The organism is Pseudomonas graminis (assembly GCF_001705435.1).
GTDB lineage: Bacteria > Pseudomonadota > Gammaproteobacteria > Pseudomonadales > Pseudomonadaceae > Aquipseudomonas > Aquipseudomonas graminis_B.
Window position 1 is genome coordinate 229,775 of the sequence record NZ_MDEN01000059.1, and the last position, 17,422, is coordinate 247,196.

The following is a 17,422-nucleotide window of genomic DNA, read 5'->3' on the forward strand; positions in this document are numbered from 1 at the left end:
GTGATCGTGCTGCCTGGCAGCGCAAACCTGCAGCGCCCGTCGTGAGCAATACGTCATTAGATGTCCCAAGCCGTGCCTGCACCTCTATAATGCAGACCGTTTTCCGTCTCCCAGTACAGGTATCCCAGATGAAACGTCCAAGTGGTCGCGCTGCCGATCAGCTTCGCCCGATCCGCATCACCCGCAACTACACCAAGCACGCCGAGGGTTCTGTGCTGGTCGAGTTCGGTGATACCAAGGTGATCTGCACCGTCAGCGTTGAAAACGGCGTTCCGCGCTTTCTCAAGGGGCAGGGCCAGGGCTGGTTGACAGCTGAATACGGCATGCTGCCTCGCGCCACCGGCGAGCGTAACCAGCGCGAAGCCAGTCGTGGCAAGCAAGGCGGCCGTACCCTCGAGATCCAGCGCCTGATCGGTCGCTCGCTGCGCGCGGCACTGGACATGTCCAAGCTGGGTGAAATCACCTTGTACGTCGACTGCGATGTCATCCAGGCGGACGGCGGGACGCGCACTGCGTCGATCACCGGCTCCATGGTCGCGCTGATCGACGCGCTGAAGTCCATCAAAAAGCGTGGCGGCCTCAAGGGCGGCGATCCGCTGAAACAGATGATCGCGGCAGTGTCAGTGGGCATGTATCAGGGCGAGCCGGTGCTGGACCTGGATTACCTTGAAGACTCCGCGGCCGAGACTGACCTCAACGTGGTCATGACCAGCGCGGGCGGTTTCATCGAAGTGCAAGGCACAGCCGAGGGGGCGCCGTTTCAGCCTGAAGACCTGAACGCGATGCTGGCACTGGCTCAAAAAGGCATGAACGAAATCTTCGAACTGCAGCAGTCGGCACTGGCCGACTGATCGATTTCCATTGCGTCAGAGCACTACATCAAAACAGGGAAAGCATGATGATCGAGAGTCAGTCGCCGTTGCCAACGCCGAGTAAAGAAGTCCGTCAGTGGGCAATGCTGTGCCACTTCGCGGCGTTTTTCGGCCTGATCTTTCCGTTCGGCAATTTGCTGGGGCCGCTGATCGTCTGGCAGCTCAAGAAAGAAGTTGATCCGTACATCGATGCTCAAGGCAAGGAAGCCCTCAATTTTCAGATCACCGTCGCCATTGCCGCGATGATCTGTTTTTTGCTGATGGTGGTGATCATCGGCTTTCCGCTGTTGATGCTGGTGGGCGTCGGCGCGCTGGTGCTGACGATCATCGCGGGCGTGAAGGTCAATGACGGCGTCGCCTACCGCTATCCGTTCACCTGGCGGTTAATCAAGTAAGCGGGATCAAGGATCGGGCGCTTGCCTGAGCTGCGGACAAACAAAAGCCGACTTCACGTCGGCTTTTTTGAGCAACTGAACGTCAGATAGTGAGCGTCCAGTCGTAGTCCACGATCAGTGGCGCATGTTGCGAGAAGCGCGGCTGGCGTGGAAGGCGTGCACTGCGTACGAAACGGCGCAGGCCCGGGGTCAGCAACTGATAATCGAAGCGCCAGCCCAGATTGAGCATCTCGGCCTGTTCGTTATCCGGCCACCAGCTGTACTGATCGCCTTCGCGGCTGACTTCGCGTAGGGCATCGACATAACCCATGTTGCCAACGATCTCGTCCATCCACGCACGCTCTGGTGCCAGGAAGCCTGGAGATTGCTGGCTGTCGCGCCAGTTTTTGATGTCCAGCTTCTGTTGCGCCACGTACAGCGAGCCACAGTAAATGTACTCGCGACGTTTGCGCCGCTGCTTGTCGAGGTACTTGCCGAAATCGTCCATGAGCTTGAATTTCTGATTCAAGTCTTCATCGCCGTTCATCCCGGAAGGGAGCAGCAAGGTCGCGATACTGACTTTGTCGAAATCTGCCTGCAGGTAACGCCCGTAACGGTCAGCCGTCTCGAAACCAAGACCGTTGATGACCGCCTTCGGTTGCAGCCGCGAGTAAAGCGCCACGCCACCCTGGGCTGGCACTTCGGCTTCGCAGGCATATAGGAAGTAGCCGTCCAGTTGGAAGGCTGGGTCGTCCAGTTCAAAGGCGGAGGCGCGGGTGTCCTGAAGGCAGATGACGTCGGCATTCTGGGCTTGCAGCCAACTGAGCAAACCACGCTCGACTGCAGCCTGAATACCATTAACGTTCACACTGATGATCCGCATAAATGGCCCCAAAAATCACGTGCGTGTATGATACCCGAGCTCTACCTAATTAGCTAAATCCGTGGTATTCGGGGCTTTTTTCATGCAGGCGTATCAACGCGATTTCATTCGTTTTGCCATCGATCGCGGAGTTTTGCGCTTCGGTGAGTTCACTTTGAAGTCTGGACGCACCAGTCCTTACTTCTTCAATGCCGGTCTTTTCAACAGCGGTTCCGCTCTTGCTCAGCTGGGCAAGTTCTACGCCGCCGCTGTCGTTGAAAGCGGTATCTCCTTCGATGTTCTGTTCGGCCCGGCCTACAAGGGTATTCCCCTTGCAGCGGCGACGGCCGTGGCCCTTGCCGAGCATCACAGCCTCGATCTCCCTTGGTGCTTCAACCGCAAAGAGGCCAAGGCCCATGGCGAAGGCGGCAGCCTGGTAGGTGCGCCGTTGACCGGCAATGTGCTGATCATCGACGACGTGATCACCGCAGGCACCGCCATTCGCGAAGTCATGCAGATCATTAAGGCCCAGAGCGCGAACGCTGCAGGCGTGCTGATCGCGTTGAACCGCCAGGAGCGCGGCAACGGCGAACTGTCTGCCATTCAGGAAGTCGAGCGTGATTTCGGCATTCCGGTGGTGAGCATCGTGTCGTTGAATCAAGTGCTGGAGTTTCTGGCCGACGATCCGCAGCTCAAGCAGCATTTGCCTGCCGTCGAAGCGTACCGGGCTCAATACGGAATCTGAGCCTTCAAAAGGATGCGGTTATGCTCAAGCTGGGCACGTTGGGTTTTTGTCTGTCGCTGGGTTTGGGTTGCATCGCGAGCGTTCATGCGGACGACGCGCCGGGCATCGTGCTGTATCGCTACGTCGACAGTCGCGGCGTAACCGTGCTCGATCGTCAAGGCGTGCCGCCGGAGTACGTCGGCAAGGGTTATGAAGTGCTCAATCAGCGCGGCCGCGTGGTGCAGACCGTACCGCCTGCACCGTCCGCCGATGAGTTGCGTAATGCCCAGGCCGCCAAGCTGCAATCCGATGCCGATGCGCATCTGCTGCGGCTGTACAGCAGCGTTGAGGACGTCGACCGGGCGAAGAGTCGTCGACTCGCCGAACTCGATGGCCTGATCGTTGTGGCGCAAGGCAACATCCAGAATCTCGTTACCCAGCAAGGCACGCTGCAAACACAGGCAGCTGATCAAGAGCGGGCAGGGCACCCGGTGCCGAAGACGCTGCTGGATCAGATGGATGATCTGCGTGATCAGCAGCAGAACCTGAAAGTCGACATCCTGCGCTACCAGACGGCGCGAACTCAGGCCGAGGCCGAGTTTGCGCAAGATCGAGCGCGGCTGCAGAAGTTGCTAGGTCGGTGATCACCGCTGTTGGACGCCGCTAAAACGTGGCTATAAAAAAGCCCCACCCGGCAGTGAGCCGCGTGGGGCTTTTTGCAGCCGCAATCAGTGACGCTTGCGATTGCTGATCAGCGTGCCGACGCCGGTATCGGTGAAGATCTCCAGCAGCACGGCATTCGGCACACGGCCGTCGATGATGTGCGAAGTGTTGACCCCGCCCTGAACCGCTTCCAGTGCGCAGCGGATCTTCGGCAGCATCCCGCCGTAGATGGTGCCGTCGGCAATCAAGCTATTCACCTGCTCGGTGGTCAGGCCGGTCAGCACTTTGCCTTCCTTGTCCATCAAGCCGGCAATGTTGGTCAGCAGCATCAGCTTTTCAGCCTTCAAGGCTTCAGCGACCTTGCCTGCCACCAGATCGGCGTTGATGTTGTACGACTCGCCATCCGCGCCCACGCCAATCGGCGCAATCACCGGAATGAAATCGCCTTTCACCAGCATGTTCAGCAGGTCGGTGTTGATGCCGACGACTTCACCCACATGGCCGATGTCGATGATTTCCGGCTTGAGCATGTCCGGGGTTTGGCGCGTGACGTTCATTTTTTTCGCGCGAATCAGCTGCGCGTCTTTACCGGTCAGGCCGATCGCGCTGCCGCCGTGGCGATTGATCAGGTTGACGATGTCCTTGTTGACCTGGCCGCCGAGCACCATTTCCACCACGTCCATGGTTTCTGCATCGGTCACGCGCATGCCGTCGACGAAGTGGCTTTCGATCGACAGACGCTTGAGCAGGTCGCCGATCTGAGGGCCGCCGCCGTGAACCACGACCGGGTTGATGCCCACCGCCTTCATCAGCACGATGTCGCGGGCGAAGCCGGTTTTCAGCTCGTCACTCTCCATGGCGTTGCCGCCGTACTTGATAACAAGCGTCTTGCCGACAAAGCGTCGGATGTAGGGCAACGCTTCGGAGAGGACCTTGGCGGCATTGGCTGCGGCATCACGTTCGAGGGTCATTTGGGCTCCACTCAAAATAGGGTCAAAAAGGAAGTTCTAGATCCGGTGCTACGTGTTTCAACTGGGTGTGGAAGACGTCCTTGATCCGTTGCAGCTCGAGCTCGGTTTCGGCCTCGAAGCGCAATACCAGCACCGGGGTGGTGTTGGACGCGCGAACCAGGCCCCAGCCTTTCGGATAATCAACCCGCACACCATCGATGCTGGTGAGGTTGGCATTGCCCCACTGGGCGTCGCGCTCCAGCGCTTCCATGATGCTGAACTTGCGGGTCTCGGTGACTTTGATGTTGATCTCGGGCGTTGAAAGATCGTTTGGAAAGGTCTGGAAAAGCTCCTCGGCGCTTAGTTTTTCCTGACTGAGGATCTCCAGCAGACGCGCCGCGCTGTAGATGCCGTCGTCGAAACCGAACCAACGCTCCCTGAAGAAGATGTGTCCGCTCATCTCGCCTGCCAGCAGCGCGCCGTTTTCTTTCATCTTCTTCTTGATCAACGAATGCCCAGTCTTCCACATGACCGGGCGGCCTCCGTATTCGTGGATCAACGGTATCAGGCGGCGTGTGCATTTGACGTCGAAAATCACGTCGGCCCCGGGGTTGCGCTTGACCACATCGCGGGCAAACAGCATTAGCAGACGGTCAGGATAGATGATGGTGCCGATGTTGGTGACGACACCGACACGATCGGCATCACCGTCGAACGCCAGGCCCAGATCGGCACCGGTTTCCCGAACCTTGGCGATCAGGTCCTGAAGGTTCTCCGGCTTGCCAGGATCAGGGTGATGATTGGGGAAGTTGCCGTCGACCTCGCAGTACAGCGGGATGACTTCGCAATTCAGCGCTTCGATCAATTGCGGGGCGATGACGCCGCCGACGCCGTTGCCGCAGTCCACCACCACTTTCATGCGCCGCGCGAGCACGACATCGCCAATGATCTGGCTGGCATAACGGTCGAGGATATTGACCTTGATGATGCTGCCTTTGGCGGACGGCAGGTCATTGGCCTTGATGCGTTCGTGCAATGCCTGAATCTGCTCGTCTGCTAGGGTGTCGCCGGCAATGACGATCTTGAAGCCGTTGTAATCCTTCGGGTTGTGACTGCCCGTCAGCATGACGCCTGTTTTGCCCGCCAGCACGTGAGTGGCGTAGTACAGCGCCGGCGTGGGCACCAGACCAAGGTCGCTGACGTGGCAGCCGCTGTCGTGCAGGCCCTTGATCAGGTTCGCGACCAGCTCAGGGCCTGAAAGTCGCCCGTCGCGGCCCACCGAAACATGCGGCTCGCCCTGCGCCAGGCTTTCTGCGCCGACGGCTCGGCCGATCCAGTAGGCGGTTTCGGCGTTCAGCGTATCGCCAACAATGCCGCGGATGTCATAGGCGCGAAATATCGTTTCGGGAAATGGCGGGGCGCTGGAGACGCTGCTGCTCATGGCGCGGGAGGGCTCCGGCTGCGTGAGATCCTGAGGATCATCGATCAAGTCGAGGTCAAGAATATCGGTGTCCTGGAACAGCGGGTCGGTCAACTGGTCTTCCTCCGACACCACTGGCAGGCCCGGTGCAGGACCCTGCAGCGGTGCGCCGGATTTCGATGCTTGATCCGACGCAGCGCCCGTCGGACTATTGCGCAGCGAGAATCGCGCGAGGCTCTGGGCGAGCCCGTTCAACGCGGGGAGGCTCATGCTGAAGGCCTTGACGGCCTTGCCCCCAGAGAGCTCTTGCAGCAGTTGCTCAAGCTGCCGCGCGTCAGCCGCGACCCGGCGCTTGAGCGCACTCTCGTTCAGATAGAGCGCTAGCAGCATTGCACCGGCGGCAACCAGCAAGGCGAGCAGCAGCATCAGCCAGGGCGTGGAGCCTTGTAGTGCTGTGCCGGCGGCAAAGGTCAGTTTCCAGTTGGGGTAGCCGGTGGAGAATTCCTGTGCACGGCTGCCATCGTCTTCGCCACGGGTGAGAAAAGTCTGCGCAGTGGCGGTACCGAACTGTTGCACGAGTACCACCTGACCCACATCGGTGGGGGTCTCGGGGAGTGCGGCGATCAGGCGCTGCGGATTGAACGCCAGCAGCAATGTGCCGGTGATCGGCGCGTCTGGTGACGTGCGCAGGGCGGCGGCGCTGTAGATCAGCCATGTGTCGCCAACCTTGCGCGCTTCGGGCGCCGGCATTTCACCCTTGCCGGCCTTGGCCAGCATGTCCAGCGTGGCGAAGCTGATCGGCAGAGCGCTTTGGGTGTCTACGCTGTTGAACCCCATAGGGTTGAGCCGTGCGCCCACCACGCCGTCGCGGTACCGCAGTTGGTTTTGCGCGCTTTCGATGAGCGACGGATTGCTGCTCGACAAGGCCTGGTTCAGCGCGGGGTCCATTGCAGCGGCCTGGGTGTCAGCGTTGATCTGACGCAGTGCCTTGTTGACGGCCCCGGCTTGCGCGCTGCCCCAGGCCTGAACCAGCTGCTCCTGTTGCTGCGGCTGGCTTTGAATGGCAAGCCACACCAGCACCATTGCCGCGATCAGGCCGATGAGTGCAGGAATGAGGCCGGGACTCGCCAAACTCAGATTGGCGTCTTTACTGAGCGCGTCGGTTGTTTCCGGAGCGGGGGTCACTTTGGCTGTGCGTTTGATGCCTTTCAAACTAACTCTCCGTGCTGGGTCGTCCTGACGCGTTCTTGTTGTGTTCGCATCGCTTACAGCACGTCAGGCCACAAGCGATGCGTTAGCCAAAGTGGGTGTTTTTTGCGGGATCAGTGGCTGCCGGAGTGACCGAAGCCGCCAGCGCCGCGCTGACTTTCATCGAACTCTTCGACGATTTCAAACTGCGCCTGCACCACCGGCACCAGTACAAGCTGAGCCAGACGCTCGCCGATGGAGATATTAAAAGCGGTCTGGCCGCGGTTCCAGCAGGAAACCATCAGCTCGCCTTGATAATCGGAGTCGATCAGGCCCACCAGGTTGCCCAGCACGATGCCGTGTTTATGCCCCAGGCCCGAGCGCGGCAGGATCAGTGCAGCCAGGCCATGGTCTGCGATGTATATCGACAGCCCGGTAGGAATCAGGAGGGTTTGGCCGGGTTCGAGCAGCGTGTCTTCTTTCAGCATGGCGCGCAGGTCCAGGCCGGCCGAGCCTGAAGTGGCGTAAGCGGGAAGCGGAAATTCGCTGCCAATGCGAGGGTCGAGGATCTTGGCTTGTAGAGCGTGCATTCGTGATTAAACCTGGTTCATGCGATCGGCGATAAAAGTCACCAGCTGCCGCGCGATCTTGGCTTTGCTGGTCTGGGCGAAGAGCGTCGCTTGCAACGCTCGGTCGATCACGCTGCAGGCGTTTTCTTCGCTGTTGAAGCCAATGCTGGGATTGGCGACGTCATTGGCGACGATCAGATCAAGGTTCTTGTCCTTGAGCTTGCGTGCGGCGTAATCGAGCAGGTGTTCGGTTTCGGCCGCGAAGCCTACGCTGAACGGGCGATCCGGGCGCTGGGCGAGGGTGGCGAGAATGTCCGGGTTGCGGACCATCTGCAACAGAAGACCATCTCCGGTCGTGGGATCTTTCTTCAATTTCTGCGTGGCGACGACTTCCGGCCGGTAGTCCGCGACGGCTGCGGAGGCGATGAAGAGATCGCAAGGCATGGCGTCTTCGCAGGCGGCGAGCATGTCGCGGGCGCTGACGACGTCGACACGCGACACTCGGTCAGGTGTCTGCAGGTTCACCGGGCCAGTGATCAGGGTGACCCGCGCGCCCGCTTCGGCAGCGGCTTCGGCCAGGGCGAAGCCCATTTTTCCGGAGCTGTGGTTGGTGATGTAGCGAACCGGATCGATGTTTTCCTGAGTCGGGCCGGCGGTGATCAACACGTGCTTGCCGGTCAGCGTTAGGCGCTGGAAGCAATCGGCGGCCGATTGCGCCAGGTCATTGGGTTCGAGCATGCGCCCGTAGCCGACGTCTCCACAGGCCTGGCTGCCGCTGGCCGGACCGAACATGCGCAGACCGCGCTGTTCGAGCAGTTGCAGATTGGCCTGCACGGAGGGGTCGCGCCACATCGCCTGATTCATCGCGGGTGCGACGGCAACGATGGCATCGGTCGCCAGCACCACGGTGGTCAGCAGATCGTTGGCAATGCCTTGGGCCAGGCGGGCCATGAGGTCGGCGGTGCCCGGTGCGATGAGGATCATGTCGGCCCACTTGGCCAGCTCGATATGGCCCATGGCGGCTTCGGCTGCGGGGTCGAGCAAATCAAGGTGAACCGGATGGCCGGACAAGGCCTGCATGGTCAGCGGGGTAATAAACTCGGCGCCGCCTTTGGTCATGACGACACGGACTTCTGCACCGTGGTCGCGCAAACGGCGGACCAGTTCGGCGCTCTTGTAGGCCGCGATGCCACCGCCGACGCCGAGAACGATGCGTTTTCGATACAGCCGCTGCATAGGCCTGCCTTAAGGTCGGTTAACACGCGGCAATCATTAGCCTCCCCAGGCCTGACTGTCGCGCAAAAAAGAGCGGCTAAGATAGCACAGCGACCGCACGGGAACAGCGGCGCCACAGACAGGGAGCTGCTATGAGTATTCGCGATTGGCCGGCGGCAGAGCGTCCGCGGGAGAAGCTGCTGGAACGGGGGGCGTCGAGTCTGTCGGACGCTGAATTGCTGGCGATTTTCTTGCGCACGGGCGTCTCGGGCAGAAGTGCCGTGGACCTGGCCCGGCACCTTTTGAATCAGTTCGGCAGCCTGCGTGCATTGCTCGAAGCCAACCTGACGGCGTTCAGCAGCGAGCTGGGTCTGGGACCCGCCAAGTTCGCGCAATTGCAGGCGGTCATGGAAATGGCCCGGCGCAACATGGGCGAGGATTTGAAGCGCGATTCTGTGCTGGAAAACCCGACGCAGGTGCGTCGCTACCTCAAGGCGCTGTTACGGCACGAGCCCCATGAAGTCTTTGGTTGCCTGTTTCTGGACAGCAAGAACCGGGTTCAGACCTTCGAAGTGTTGTTTCACGGCTCGATCAACACGGCGCATGTTCACGCGCGGCAGGTGGTCAAGCGCGCATTGGCCCACAACTCGGCGGGATTGATCCTTTGTCACAATCACCCCTCCGGCGTAAAAGACGCCAGCGAAGCCGATATCGATCTGACGCGGCACCTGAAACAGGCGCTGGCGCTGGTGGACGTGGTGGTGCTGGATCATTTGATCATCGGCGACGGCGATCCGTTGTCGATGGTTGAGTATGGGTTGATGTAGCGGCTGTAAAGCTGGCCGACAAGCTGTTCGTGGGACCGGCTTTAGCCGGGAAGGGGGCGGGCCATACCGCATTGTTGAAAGGGGACTGATTTATTTACAAAGCTTCACCGTAAATGAATCTGTCCCCGAGAGCGGAGTGTGCCCACGCCGAAGTCGAGTTCAGCGGGGTGAGGAGTCTGCGTATCAAGATCAAAGGCTAAGGCGGCATGTCGTTGATGCTTAAAGCGGGGACAGATTAATTTACGGTGAAGCGCTGTAAATAAATCAGTCCCCTCCAATACACCAGTCCCCTTCAATACACCCTTCAATAGTTTCTCGCGAATTACTTCACGGTCACCTTGGAGAAATCCTGACGACCAAACGGGCTCACGCTGTAACCCTCGACATTCTTGCGCAGCAGCGCATAGGCCGTTGGATGCGCAAGCGGCAGCCACAATGCCTGCTTCTGGATCTGCTCTTGAACCTGGTGATACAACTTGCTGCGCTGCGCCTGATCGGTCACCGCCTTACCCTGGCTGATCAGCTTGTCCAGCCCTTCATCGCAGTAGCGGGCGAAGTTGGTGCCGGATTTCACCGCGGCGCAGGAGAACTGCGGCGTCAGGAAGTTATCCGGATCGCCGTTATCCCCCGACCAGCCCATGAAGAGCAGGTCGTGCTCGCCGGTCTTGGCGCGGCGAATCAGCTCGCCCCATTCGATAACTTTGATTTCCGCCTTGATCCCTACCGCGGCCAAGTCGTTCTGCAGCAACTGCGCACCTGCGTTCGGGTTGGGGTTGAGCAAGCTACCCGACGGCCGAGTCCAGATCGTCGTCTTGAAGCCGTCTTTCAGACCGGCCTTTGCCAGCAGATCCCTGGCTTTCGCCACGTCGTGCTTGTAGCCCGGCAGGTCGCCGGCGTAGCCCCAGGTATTAGGCGGATACGGACCGTTGGCCGGGCGCGCCGAGCCCTCGAATACCGCTTTCAGGTACGTGTCTTTGTCGAATGCCAGGTTAATTGCCTGACGCACTTCCGGCTTATCGAGCGGGGGATGCTGACTGTTGATCGCCAGGAAAGCGGTCATGAAGGCGTCTGTCTTTTCGACCTTCAGGTTCGAATCCTTGCCAGCTTCAGCAACATCCATCGGCTTCGGCGAGAGGGCAACCTGGCACTCATTGCGGCGAATACGTTGCAGACGAACGTTGGCGTCCGGCGTAATCGCGTAGATCAGCGCATCAACGGCTGGCTTGCCGGCGAAATAATCCGGATTGGCCTCGTAACGTACTACCGAGTCTTTCTGGAATCGCTTGAAGACAAAGGGCCCTGTGCCGATCGGCTGACTGTTCAGCTTCTCCGGGGTGCCCGCCTTCAATAGCTGCGCGGTGTACTCGGCAGAATAGATAGAAGCGAAACCCATGCTGAGCGTCGCCAGAAAGGTCGCATCCGGGTGGTCCAGGGTGATGCGCACTGTGGTGGCATCGGTCGCCTCGACTTTCTTGATGAGCGATGGCCATTGCATCGACTGCGCGTGGGGGAAGCCCTGCGCGGCGACCTTATTCCATGGATTGGCCGAATCGAGCATGCGCTTGAAGCTGAACACCACGTCGTCAGCGTTAAGCTCGCGCGTCGGGGTGAAGTAGTCGGTGTGATGGAATTTCACGCCGGCGCGCAGTTTGAAGTCATAGGTCAGGCCGTCAGGCGACACGCTCCAGCTCTGCGCCAGGCTCGGAACCAGCTTGGCGTCCTTGGCGTCGTAATCCACCAGACGATTCATCAGCACGTCGGCCGAAGCATTGGTGGTGGTCAGCGAGTTGTACTGCACCACGTCAAAGCCTTCAGGGCTGGCTTCCGTGCAGACGCTCAGCGTCGTCGCCGCCTGGGCCAGCAATGGCGCAGACAGGGACGCGAGCAACAGGGGTAGAACGGCTAGGCGCATGGCGATTTTCCTTTCAGAGAGAGCCCATCTGCCGGCGCAGTCTGGAGAGTCAGTAACCCTAGACCATCGATTGGCGCAGAACAATCGCCACGGCGCGACGAGTGGTATATTTCCCGCCGCGCCTAACGCCGCTGGTCTTGCCGGGTATAAGGTCGGGTTATCTGGCAGGCAATTCGTGGTTTGTGTTGTTGCACCGGGGGCTTTCTGGTATAAAGCAGCGCTCTTTTCTAGGGGCCCGCTGCCTTCACCGCAGGTGTGGCCGGTAAGACCCCTGAAGAAACGCGGCGCCTGGCGCCAAATGACTGAGAGATTAAGCGGCCAACCCATGCCGGGTTGGGCATGTGGTTTTAGAGGGCTGAGGCATGTCGAGAGTATGTCAAGTTACCGGTAAGGGTCCGGTAACCGGGAATAACATTTCCCACGCAAACAACAAAACCCGTCGTCGTTTCCTGCCAAACCTGCAGCATCACCGCTTCTGGGTTGAAGAAGAGAAACGCTTCGTACGTCTGCGCGTATCTGCCAAAGGCATGCGCATCATCGACAAGCGTGGTATCACGGTTGTTCTGGCCGAAATCCGCCGTGCTGGCGCTAAGGTTTAAGGGAGAAAATCATGCGTGAATTGATCCGTTTGGTGTCGACCGCTAACACCGGCCACTTCTACACCACCGACAAGAACAAGCGCACGACTCCGGACAAAATCGAAATTAAAAAATTCGATCCGGTTGTTCGTAAGCACGTGATCTACAAAGAAGCCAAAATCAAGTAATTGATTTTTGCGTCTTACGAAAAAGCCCGCAGCGATGCGGGCTTTTTTGTGGGTGAAATAAAGTCGGTCACCTGAGGCTCAGGCCTTCTGTTCGAACACCACATAGATCTTGCGGCATGCTTCCAGCACTTCCCACGTACCCTTGAACCCGGCAGGAATCACAAAACGGTCACCCGCGCGCAGGGTTTTCGACTTGCCTGCTTCGTCACGAAGGACCGAGACGCCCTGCACGATTTCACAGTACTCGTGCTCGGTGTAATTCACTTTCCACTGACCGACTTCCCCTTCCCAGACGCCTGCATTCAGCTGCCCGCACGGGCTGTTGTAATGGTTGTAAACCGTCTGGTTCGGCTCGCCCTTGAGAATCTTTTCAGCCGCAGGCGTGAAACGCTCCGCTGCAGTAGTGGCTTCGCTGAAGTCGACAATGCTTTCGATGCTCATATCTGATTCCTGAAAGTGGGCGCTGCGTGATTGTTGCTTGCCGAGGGCCGGATGGAAAGCGCAAGCGAGTGCGGGGACTGTTGAATAAAATGCACGATCCGGCCAGATTTCGCCCGCTTATGTCCAATATATTGGAAATCCGCCCAATGCTGGTTTAGGGTGGCGAATGCCTTCGGCCGATCCGATGACGCGTCAGGCACTGTCCTGAAGCCCGATTCGAGTGCGAAGACGCGCCTATTTCATAAGAGGAGGACGTTTCATGACCACCCTGACTCATGCTGACTGGGAACAACGCGCCCAGGATTTGAAAATCGAAGGCCGTGCTTTCATCAACGGTGAATACACAGACGCCGCATCCGGCTCGACGTTCGACTGCATCAGTCCGGTCGATGGCCGCCTCCTCGCCCATGTCGCCAGTTGTGACGCCGCCGATGCGCAGCGCGCCGTCGAAAACGCCCGGGCTACGTTCAATTCCGGCGTCTGGTCGCGATTGGCGCCGGCCAAGCGCAAGGCAGCCATGCTTCGTCTGGCAGAGCTGATCAACGAAAACGTTGAAGAACTCGCGCTGCTTGAAACCCTCGACATGGGCAAGCCCATCAGCGATTCCTACGGCATCGACATTCCCGGCTCCGCCCAGGCATTGAGCTGGAGCGGCGAGGCCATCGACAAGCTGTACGACGAAGTGGCGCCGACCCCACACGATCAACTGGGCCTGGTGACTCGCGAGCCGATTGGCGTAGTGGCGGCTATTGTGCCGTGGAATTTCCCGCTGCTGATGGCGTCCTGGAAGCTCGGCCCTGCGCTGTCGAGCGGCAATTCGGTGATCCTCAAGCCATCGGAAAAATCCCCGCTGACCGCCATCCGCGTCGCTCAACTCGCCATTGAGGCCGGTATTCCGGCCGGCGTGCTGAACGTGCTGCCGGGTTACGGCCACACGGTGGGTAAAGCGCTGGCGTTGCACATGGACGTCGACACCGCTGTATTCACCGGTTCGACGAAGATCGCCAAGCAGTTGCTGATCTACTCGGGCGAATCGAACATGAAGCGCGTCTGGCTGGAAGCCGGCGGCAAAAGCCCGAACATCGTCTTCGCCGATGCGCCGGATCTGCAGGCTGCGGCCGAATCTGCGGCCAGCGCCATTGCTTTCAACCAGGGCGAGGTCTGCACGGCCGGCTCACGTCTGTTGGTCGAGCGCTCGATCAAGGAGAAATTCCTGCCGATGGTGATCGACGCGCTGAAAGCCTGGAAGCCGGGCAATCCCCTCGACCCGTCGACAACCGTTGGCGCGCTGGTCGATACCCAGCAGATGAATACAGTGTTGTCGTACATCGAAGCTGGCCACACAGACGGCGCCAAGTTGGTCGTCGGTGGCAAGCGCATCCTTCAGGAAACCGGCGGCACCTACGTCGAGCCGACGATTTTCGACGGTGTGACCAACGCGATGAAGATCGCTCAGGAAGAGATCTTTGGGCCGGTGCTTTCTGTGCTGACCTTCGATACCGCTGAAGAAGCCATTCAGATTGCCAACGACACGCCTTATGGCCTGGCTGCGGCGGTGTGGACGGCTGACTTGTCCAAGGCACATCTGACCGCGAAGGCGTTGCGTGCGGGCAGCGTGTGGGTCAATCAGTACGATGGCGGCGACATGACCGCGCCGTTCGGTGGCTTCAAACAGTCTGGTAACGGCCGCGACAAGTCACTGCATGCGTTCGACAAATACACCGAGCTGAAGGCGACCTGGATCAAGCTGTAGAGAGTCGCGCGCGATCAACCCTCAGTCGCTGTAAAAAACCAACGCAGCCGGGCTTTACTCAAAGCCCGGCTGTTTTGTTTCGTCCTTTTGAGCCACAGGAGCGTGGTGATGCGTTGGGGTACTTATTTCGCCGTGCTGGCGTCGGTATTGAGCGTCGGCCTGGCGCTGGGCGTGAGCATGCCGCTGGTATCGCTGCGTCTGGAAGCCTGGGGTTACGGAGCGTTTGCCATCGGCGTCATGGCTGCGATGCCGGCCATTGGTGTGCTACTGGGTGCCAGCCTTGCCAGCCGACTCGCTTCAAGACTCGGCACCGCCAACCTCATGCGGCTATGCCTGTGGGCCGGGTCGGTTTCAGTGGGTTTGCTGGCGTTACTGCCTGACTACTGGATCTGGTTGGTCCTGCGCCTGATGCTCGGGACAATCCTCACCATTGTGTTCGTGCTCGGCGAAAGCTGGATCAACCAGTTGGTCATCGAAAGGCTGCGCGGCAAGCTGGTGGCGCTGTACGGCAGTTCCTACGCACTGAGTCAGCTGGGCGGGCCGGTGCTGCTCGGCTTCCTTGGCACTGATGCGGACTACGGATTCTGGGTGGGCACCGTCTTGCTGGCGGTATCGCCGTTTCTATTGCTGGGCAGAACAGGCGCGCCGAGCGCGGAATCCAGCCATGTGACGCTGCGCGATCTCGGCGGCTTCTGTCGGAGCTTGCCGGCCATTGCATGGGCCATCGCGTTATTCGCCGGGTTTGAAGCGATGATTCTGACCTTGCTGCCGGTGTATTGCCTGCAGCAGGGTTTCACGCCTGAAATCGCCTTGGCGATGGTCAGTACCGTGGTGGTGGGTGATGCGCTTCTGCAGCTGCCGATTGGCGCGCTGGCCGACAGGGTGTCCCGTCGGCGGCTGTTCTCCGGGTGTGCGCTGGTGCTGATGGTGTCGAGCCTGGCGATTCCGCTGCTGGTCGACACAATCGCCATCTGGCCGCTGTGGGTGCTGTTCGGCGCCAGCGCGGGCGGACTGTTCACGCTGTCGCTGATTCTGATTGGCGAGCGTTACCGCGATGACGCCCTGGTGCGCGCCAATGCCCATGTCGCTCAGCTGTGGGGGATCGGTTGCCTGCTCGGCCCCTTGGCGGCAGGCGCTGGCAGCCAATGGGTCAGCGGTCAGGCGCTGCCGTTATTGATGGCGGCGGGCGCGCTGGGGTTGGTCATCCTGTCCCGGCGTCCCAAGGCATTTGGCGCGCAGGCGGTGGCGGCTTAGAGCATCTTTTCCAGGCCGACCGCCGTGCTGAACCAGGCGTTCATCCGGCGCCACCAGTCGCCAGGCTCTTTGGACAGGGTATGGATTTTGCCGTTGTCCTCGGTTACCCACACCAGTCGGTCGTTCTCCAGCTTGACCTGATAACTGATGGCCGGCGCCATGCCCTGAAGCGCCAGCTCGCGCAGGTATTCGGTCAGCTCTGGGCTGTCGACCAGCACGCCGACTTCGGTGTTCCACAGCACCGACCGTGGGTCGAAATTGAACGAACCCACGAACATTTTCTGCCGATCAAAGATCATCGCCTTGCTGTGCAGGCTTGATTCCGAGCCGCCCTTGATCAGGTTTGTGTGCAGAAATGCAGGACCGCTGCCCTTGGCGTTGCTCGGGTCGCCAGGCTGGCGGCGCAGTTCGAACAGCTTCACGCCATGCTCCAGCAGCGCTCGGCGGTACGGCGCATAGCCACCATGCACCGCCGGCACGTCGGTGGCCTCCAGCGAGTTCGTCAACAGGTTCACTGACACGCCCTTGTCAGAGAGCCCGGTCAGGTAAACCAGGCCTTCCTGCCCGGGCACGAAGTAGGCCGAGATCAGCATCAGTTCCTTATGCACGTTGCCGAGGTCAGGGCTCAGTTGGGTCGCCAGCAGCAGGTGCGGGTCAGGCTCGCCGCGTGACAGCACCTTGGTCGGCGCGTCCCACAAGGCCTGGTTGTGCGCCCATATCAGCTCATTGAGCCAGGTCTTCATGCGTGGGTGAGGCCGATAGTCCATCAGCCGTTCATACAAGGCCTTTTTGTCCACGTGTGCCTGATCCAGCGACTCGGCCAGACGCACGCGCGCGGTGGCCAGATCCTTGCGGTCGGGCGGCCAGTAGAGGAAGTCATCGATCGGCTTGCTGAGCGTGCTGTTCCAGTACTGATCGAAACTGTGACCCAGCTGTTCGGCGACCGGGCCCACGCTGAGCATGTCGATGTCGGTGAAATTCAGATTGGGTTCGGCGTCGAAATACTCGTCGCCCAGATTGCGCCCGCCGACGATGGCCACGGCGCCGTCGGCCAGCCACAGCTTGTTGTGCATGCGTCGATGCTGCTGGGACAGATTGAAGAGCCGACCCAGATTACGGGTGGCGCCCATGCTGCGGCCCAGATTGAGCGGATTGAACAGGCGGATCTGAATGTTCGGGTGCGCGGCAAGTGTGGCGATGACTTCATCCAGCCCGTCGCTGGTAGTGTCGTCCAGCAGGATGCGCACGCGGACGCCGCGATCGGCGGCTTTGAGCAGTTCGTCAACCAGCGCCCGAGTGCTCAGGCCGTCGTGAACGATGTAGTACTGCAGGTCCAGGCTGGTCTTGGCGTTTCGAATCAGCTCGGCGCGGGCCATGAAGGCTTCGGTGCTGTTGGGCAGCAGGCGGAAGCCCGAGCGGCCCTCGTGAGGCGCCGCCTGGGCCATGATCGAGCGCCCGAAAGAAGACTGCGCCGCCGGGAGTGCCTGACTCGGACCGTCGGGGGCGGGCGTGTGTGCGCAACCGCTGAGGCCGAGGGCGAGAGCCAGGAGGAGGGGCACCGCCCGTAAGTTCATCAACGCGGTCATTCGAAAATCAGTCATGGCGATATGACCGCGCTTTCTCCAAAAGGTT

General features: G+C 60.1%; 17 protein-coding genes. 9 read left to right on the forward strand and 8 right to left on the reverse strand.

All coding sequences use genetic code 11. From position 1 onward, the window contains the following. Window positions 1-128 precede the first annotated feature (128 nt). Window positions 129-851 carry a ribonuclease PH gene (gene rph / locus BBI10_RS09245; protein WP_065988227.1) on the forward strand — a complete coding sequence of 241 codons (723 nt, stop codon included), beginning with the start codon at window positions 129-131 and terminating at the stop codon, window positions 849-851. Between the two features lie 47 nt (window positions 852-898). Further along, window positions 899-1,267, forward strand: coding sequence for a DUF4870 domain-containing protein (locus tag BBI10_RS09250; protein ID WP_065988228.1), 369 nt, complete (start codon window positions 899-901; stop codon window positions 1,265-1,267). A gap of 82 nt (window positions 1,268-1,349) precedes the next feature. On the opposite strand, the gene BBI10_RS09255 is transcribed toward BBI10_RS09250, so the two are convergent. Beyond that, window positions 1,350-2,129 (reverse strand): exodeoxyribonuclease III, encoded by a 780-nt coding sequence (locus tag BBI10_RS09255; protein WP_065988229.1) that lies wholly within the window; start codon window positions 2,127-2,129, stop codon window positions 1,350-1,352. Between the two features lie 82 nt (window positions 2,130-2,211). Between BBI10_RS09255 and pyrE the strand changes: the two genes are divergently transcribed. Beyond that, window positions 2,212-2,853 (forward strand): orotate phosphoribosyltransferase, encoded by a 642-nt coding sequence (gene pyrE / locus BBI10_RS09260; protein ID WP_065988230.1) that lies wholly within the window; start codon window positions 2,212-2,214, stop codon window positions 2,851-2,853. A 20-nt stretch (window positions 2,854-2,873) separates the two neighbouring features. Further along, on the forward strand, window positions 2,874-3,476 hold the full coding sequence (locus tag BBI10_RS09265) for a DUF4124 domain-containing protein (protein ID WP_065988231.1): 603 nt from the start codon (window positions 2,874-2,876) through the stop codon (window positions 3,474-3,476). An 84-nt stretch (window positions 3,477-3,560) separates the two neighbouring features. Here BBI10_RS09265 and argB read toward each other — a convergent pair whose 3' ends face one another. The 4 genes from argB to coaBC all read right to left on the reverse strand — a co-directional run bounded on the left by argB (window position 3,561) and on the right by coaBC (window position 8,858). Beyond that, a complete protein-coding gene (gene argB, locus BBI10_RS09270) occupies window positions 3,561-4,466 on the reverse strand; it encodes an acetylglutamate kinase (RefSeq protein WP_065988232.1) in 906 nt (301 codons plus the stop codon). 22 nt (window positions 4,467-4,488) lie between these two features. Then, window positions 4,489-5,886, reverse strand: a complete 1,398-nt coding sequence (locus tag BBI10_RS27925) for a phosphomannomutase/phosphoglucomutase (protein ID WP_244160333.1) — start codon at window positions 5,884-5,886, stop codon at window positions 4,489-4,491. 1,301 nt (window positions 5,887-7,187) lie between these two features. After that, window positions 7,188-7,643, reverse strand: a complete 456-nt coding sequence (dut, locus tag BBI10_RS09280; protein ID WP_065988234.1) for a dUTP diphosphatase — start codon at window positions 7,641-7,643, stop codon at window positions 7,188-7,190. A gap of 6 nt (window positions 7,644-7,649) precedes the next feature. Then, window positions 7,650-8,858, reverse strand: a complete 1,209-nt coding sequence (gene coaBC, locus BBI10_RS09285; RefSeq protein ID WP_065988235.1) for a bifunctional phosphopantothenoylcysteine decarboxylase/phosphopantothenate--cysteine ligase CoaBC — start codon at window positions 8,856-8,858, stop codon at window positions 7,650-7,652. A gap of 131 nt (window positions 8,859-8,989) precedes the next feature. On the opposite strand from coaBC, the gene radC reads away from it, so the two are divergent. Then, the gene (gene radC, locus BBI10_RS09290) at window positions 8,990-9,664 is read left to right on the forward strand and encodes a RadC family protein (protein ID WP_065988236.1); all 675 of its coding nucleotides are present in this window, start codon (window positions 8,990-8,992) and stop codon (window positions 9,662-9,664) included. Between the two features lie 322 nt (window positions 9,665-9,986). Here radC and BBI10_RS09295 read toward each other — a convergent pair whose 3' ends face one another. Beyond that, window positions 9,987-11,576: an ABC transporter substrate-binding protein gene (locus tag BBI10_RS09295; protein ID WP_065988237.1), complete on the reverse strand. Its 1,590-nt coding sequence runs from the start codon at window positions 11,574-11,576 to the stop codon at window positions 9,987-9,989. Window positions 11,577-11,938: 362 nt separating this feature from the next. Between BBI10_RS09295 and rpmB the strand changes: the two genes are divergently transcribed. Next, on the forward strand, window positions 11,939-12,175 hold the full coding sequence (gene rpmB, locus BBI10_RS09300) for a 50S ribosomal protein L28 (protein WP_037016669.1): 237 nt from the start codon (window positions 11,939-11,941) through the stop codon (window positions 12,173-12,175). An 11-nt stretch (window positions 12,176-12,186) separates the two neighbouring features. Then, on the forward strand, window positions 12,187-12,342 hold the full coding sequence (gene rpmG / locus BBI10_RS09305; protein ID WP_010225867.1) for a 50S ribosomal protein L33: 156 nt from the start codon (window positions 12,187-12,189) through the stop codon (window positions 12,340-12,342). A gap of 78 nt (window positions 12,343-12,420) precedes the next feature. Here the strand turns inward: rpmG and BBI10_RS09310 are convergent, their stop codons facing one another. Further along, window positions 12,421-12,783 (reverse strand): cupin domain-containing protein, encoded by a 363-nt coding sequence (locus BBI10_RS09310; protein ID WP_065988238.1) that lies wholly within the window; start codon window positions 12,781-12,783, stop codon window positions 12,421-12,423. A 259-nt stretch (window positions 12,784-13,042) separates the two neighbouring features. On the opposite strand from BBI10_RS09310, the gene BBI10_RS09315 reads away from it, so the two are divergent. Further along, complete coding sequence (locus BBI10_RS09315; protein WP_065988239.1) at window positions 13,043-14,536, forward strand: aldehyde dehydrogenase; 1,494 nt, start codon at window positions 13,043-13,045, stop codon at window positions 14,534-14,536. Between the two features lie 108 nt (window positions 14,537-14,644). Beyond that, complete coding sequence (locus tag BBI10_RS09320; RefSeq protein WP_065988240.1) at window positions 14,645-15,790, forward strand: MFS transporter; 1,146 nt, start codon at window positions 14,645-14,647, stop codon at window positions 15,788-15,790. On the opposite strand, the gene BBI10_RS09325 is transcribed toward BBI10_RS09320, so the two are convergent. Further along, entirely contained in the window at window positions 15,787-17,391 is a 1,605-nt protein-coding gene (locus BBI10_RS09325) for a phospholipase D family protein (protein ID WP_410928291.1), read from the reverse strand. The genes BBI10_RS09320 and BBI10_RS09325 overlap by 4 nt on opposite strands. Between the last annotated feature and the right edge of the window lie 31 nt (window positions 17,392-17,422).

Coding starts and splice junctions, on each gene's coding strand:
- BBI10_RS09250 (WP_065988228.1), top strand. CDS start 899: ATGATCGAGAGTCAGTCGCCGTTGCCAACGCCGAGTAAAGAAGTCCGT.
- dut (WP_065988234.1), bottom strand. CDS start 7,643: ATGCACGCTCTACAAGCCAAGATCCTCGACCCTCGCATTGGCAGCGAA.
- BBI10_RS09295 (WP_065988237.1), bottom strand. CDS start 11,576: ATGCGCCTAGCCGTTCTACCCCTGTTGCTCGCGTCCCTGTCTGCGCCA.
- argB (WP_065988232.1), bottom strand. CDS start 4,466: ATGACCCTCGAACGTGATGCCGCAGCCAATGCCGCCAAGGTCCTCTCC.
- BBI10_RS09265 (WP_065988231.1), top strand. CDS start 2,874: ATGCTCAAGCTGGGCACGTTGGGTTTTTGTCTGTCGCTGGGTTTGGGT.
- rpmB (WP_037016669.1), top strand. CDS start 11,939: ATGTCGAGAGTATGTCAAGTTACCGGTAAGGGTCCGGTAACCGGGAAT.
- pyrE (WP_065988230.1), top strand. CDS start 2,212: ATGCAGGCGTATCAACGCGATTTCATTCGTTTTGCCATCGATCGCGGA.
- BBI10_RS09310 (WP_065988238.1), bottom strand. CDS start 12,783: ATGAGCATCGAAAGCATTGTCGACTTCAGCGAAGCCACTACTGCAGCG.
- radC (WP_065988236.1), top strand. CDS start 8,990: ATGAGTATTCGCGATTGGCCGGCGGCAGAGCGTCCGCGGGAGAAGCTG.
- coaBC (WP_065988235.1), bottom strand. CDS start 8,858: ATGCAGCGGCTGTATCGAAAACGCATCGTTCTCGGCGTCGGCGGTGGC.
- BBI10_RS09320 (WP_065988240.1), top strand. CDS start 14,645: ATGCGTTGGGGTACTTATTTCGCCGTGCTGGCGTCGGTATTGAGCGTC.
- rph (WP_065988227.1), top strand. CDS start 129: ATGAAACGTCCAAGTGGTCGCGCTGCCGATCAGCTTCGCCCGATCCGC.
- BBI10_RS09315 (WP_065988239.1), top strand. CDS start 13,043: ATGACCACCCTGACTCATGCTGACTGGGAACAACGCGCCCAGGATTTG.
- rpmG (WP_010225867.1), top strand. CDS start 12,187: ATGCGTGAATTGATCCGTTTGGTGTCGACCGCTAACACCGGCCACTTC.
- BBI10_RS09325 (WP_410928291.1), bottom strand. CDS start 17,391: ATGACTGATTTTCGAATGACCGCGTTGATGAACTTACGGGCGGTGCCC.
- BBI10_RS09255 (WP_065988229.1), bottom strand. CDS start 2,129: ATGCGGATCATCAGTGTGAACGTTAATGGTATTCAGGCTGCAGTCGAG.
- BBI10_RS27925 (WP_244160333.1), bottom strand. CDS start 5,886: ATGAGCAGCAGCGTCTCCAGCGCCCCGCCATTTCCCGAAACGATATTT.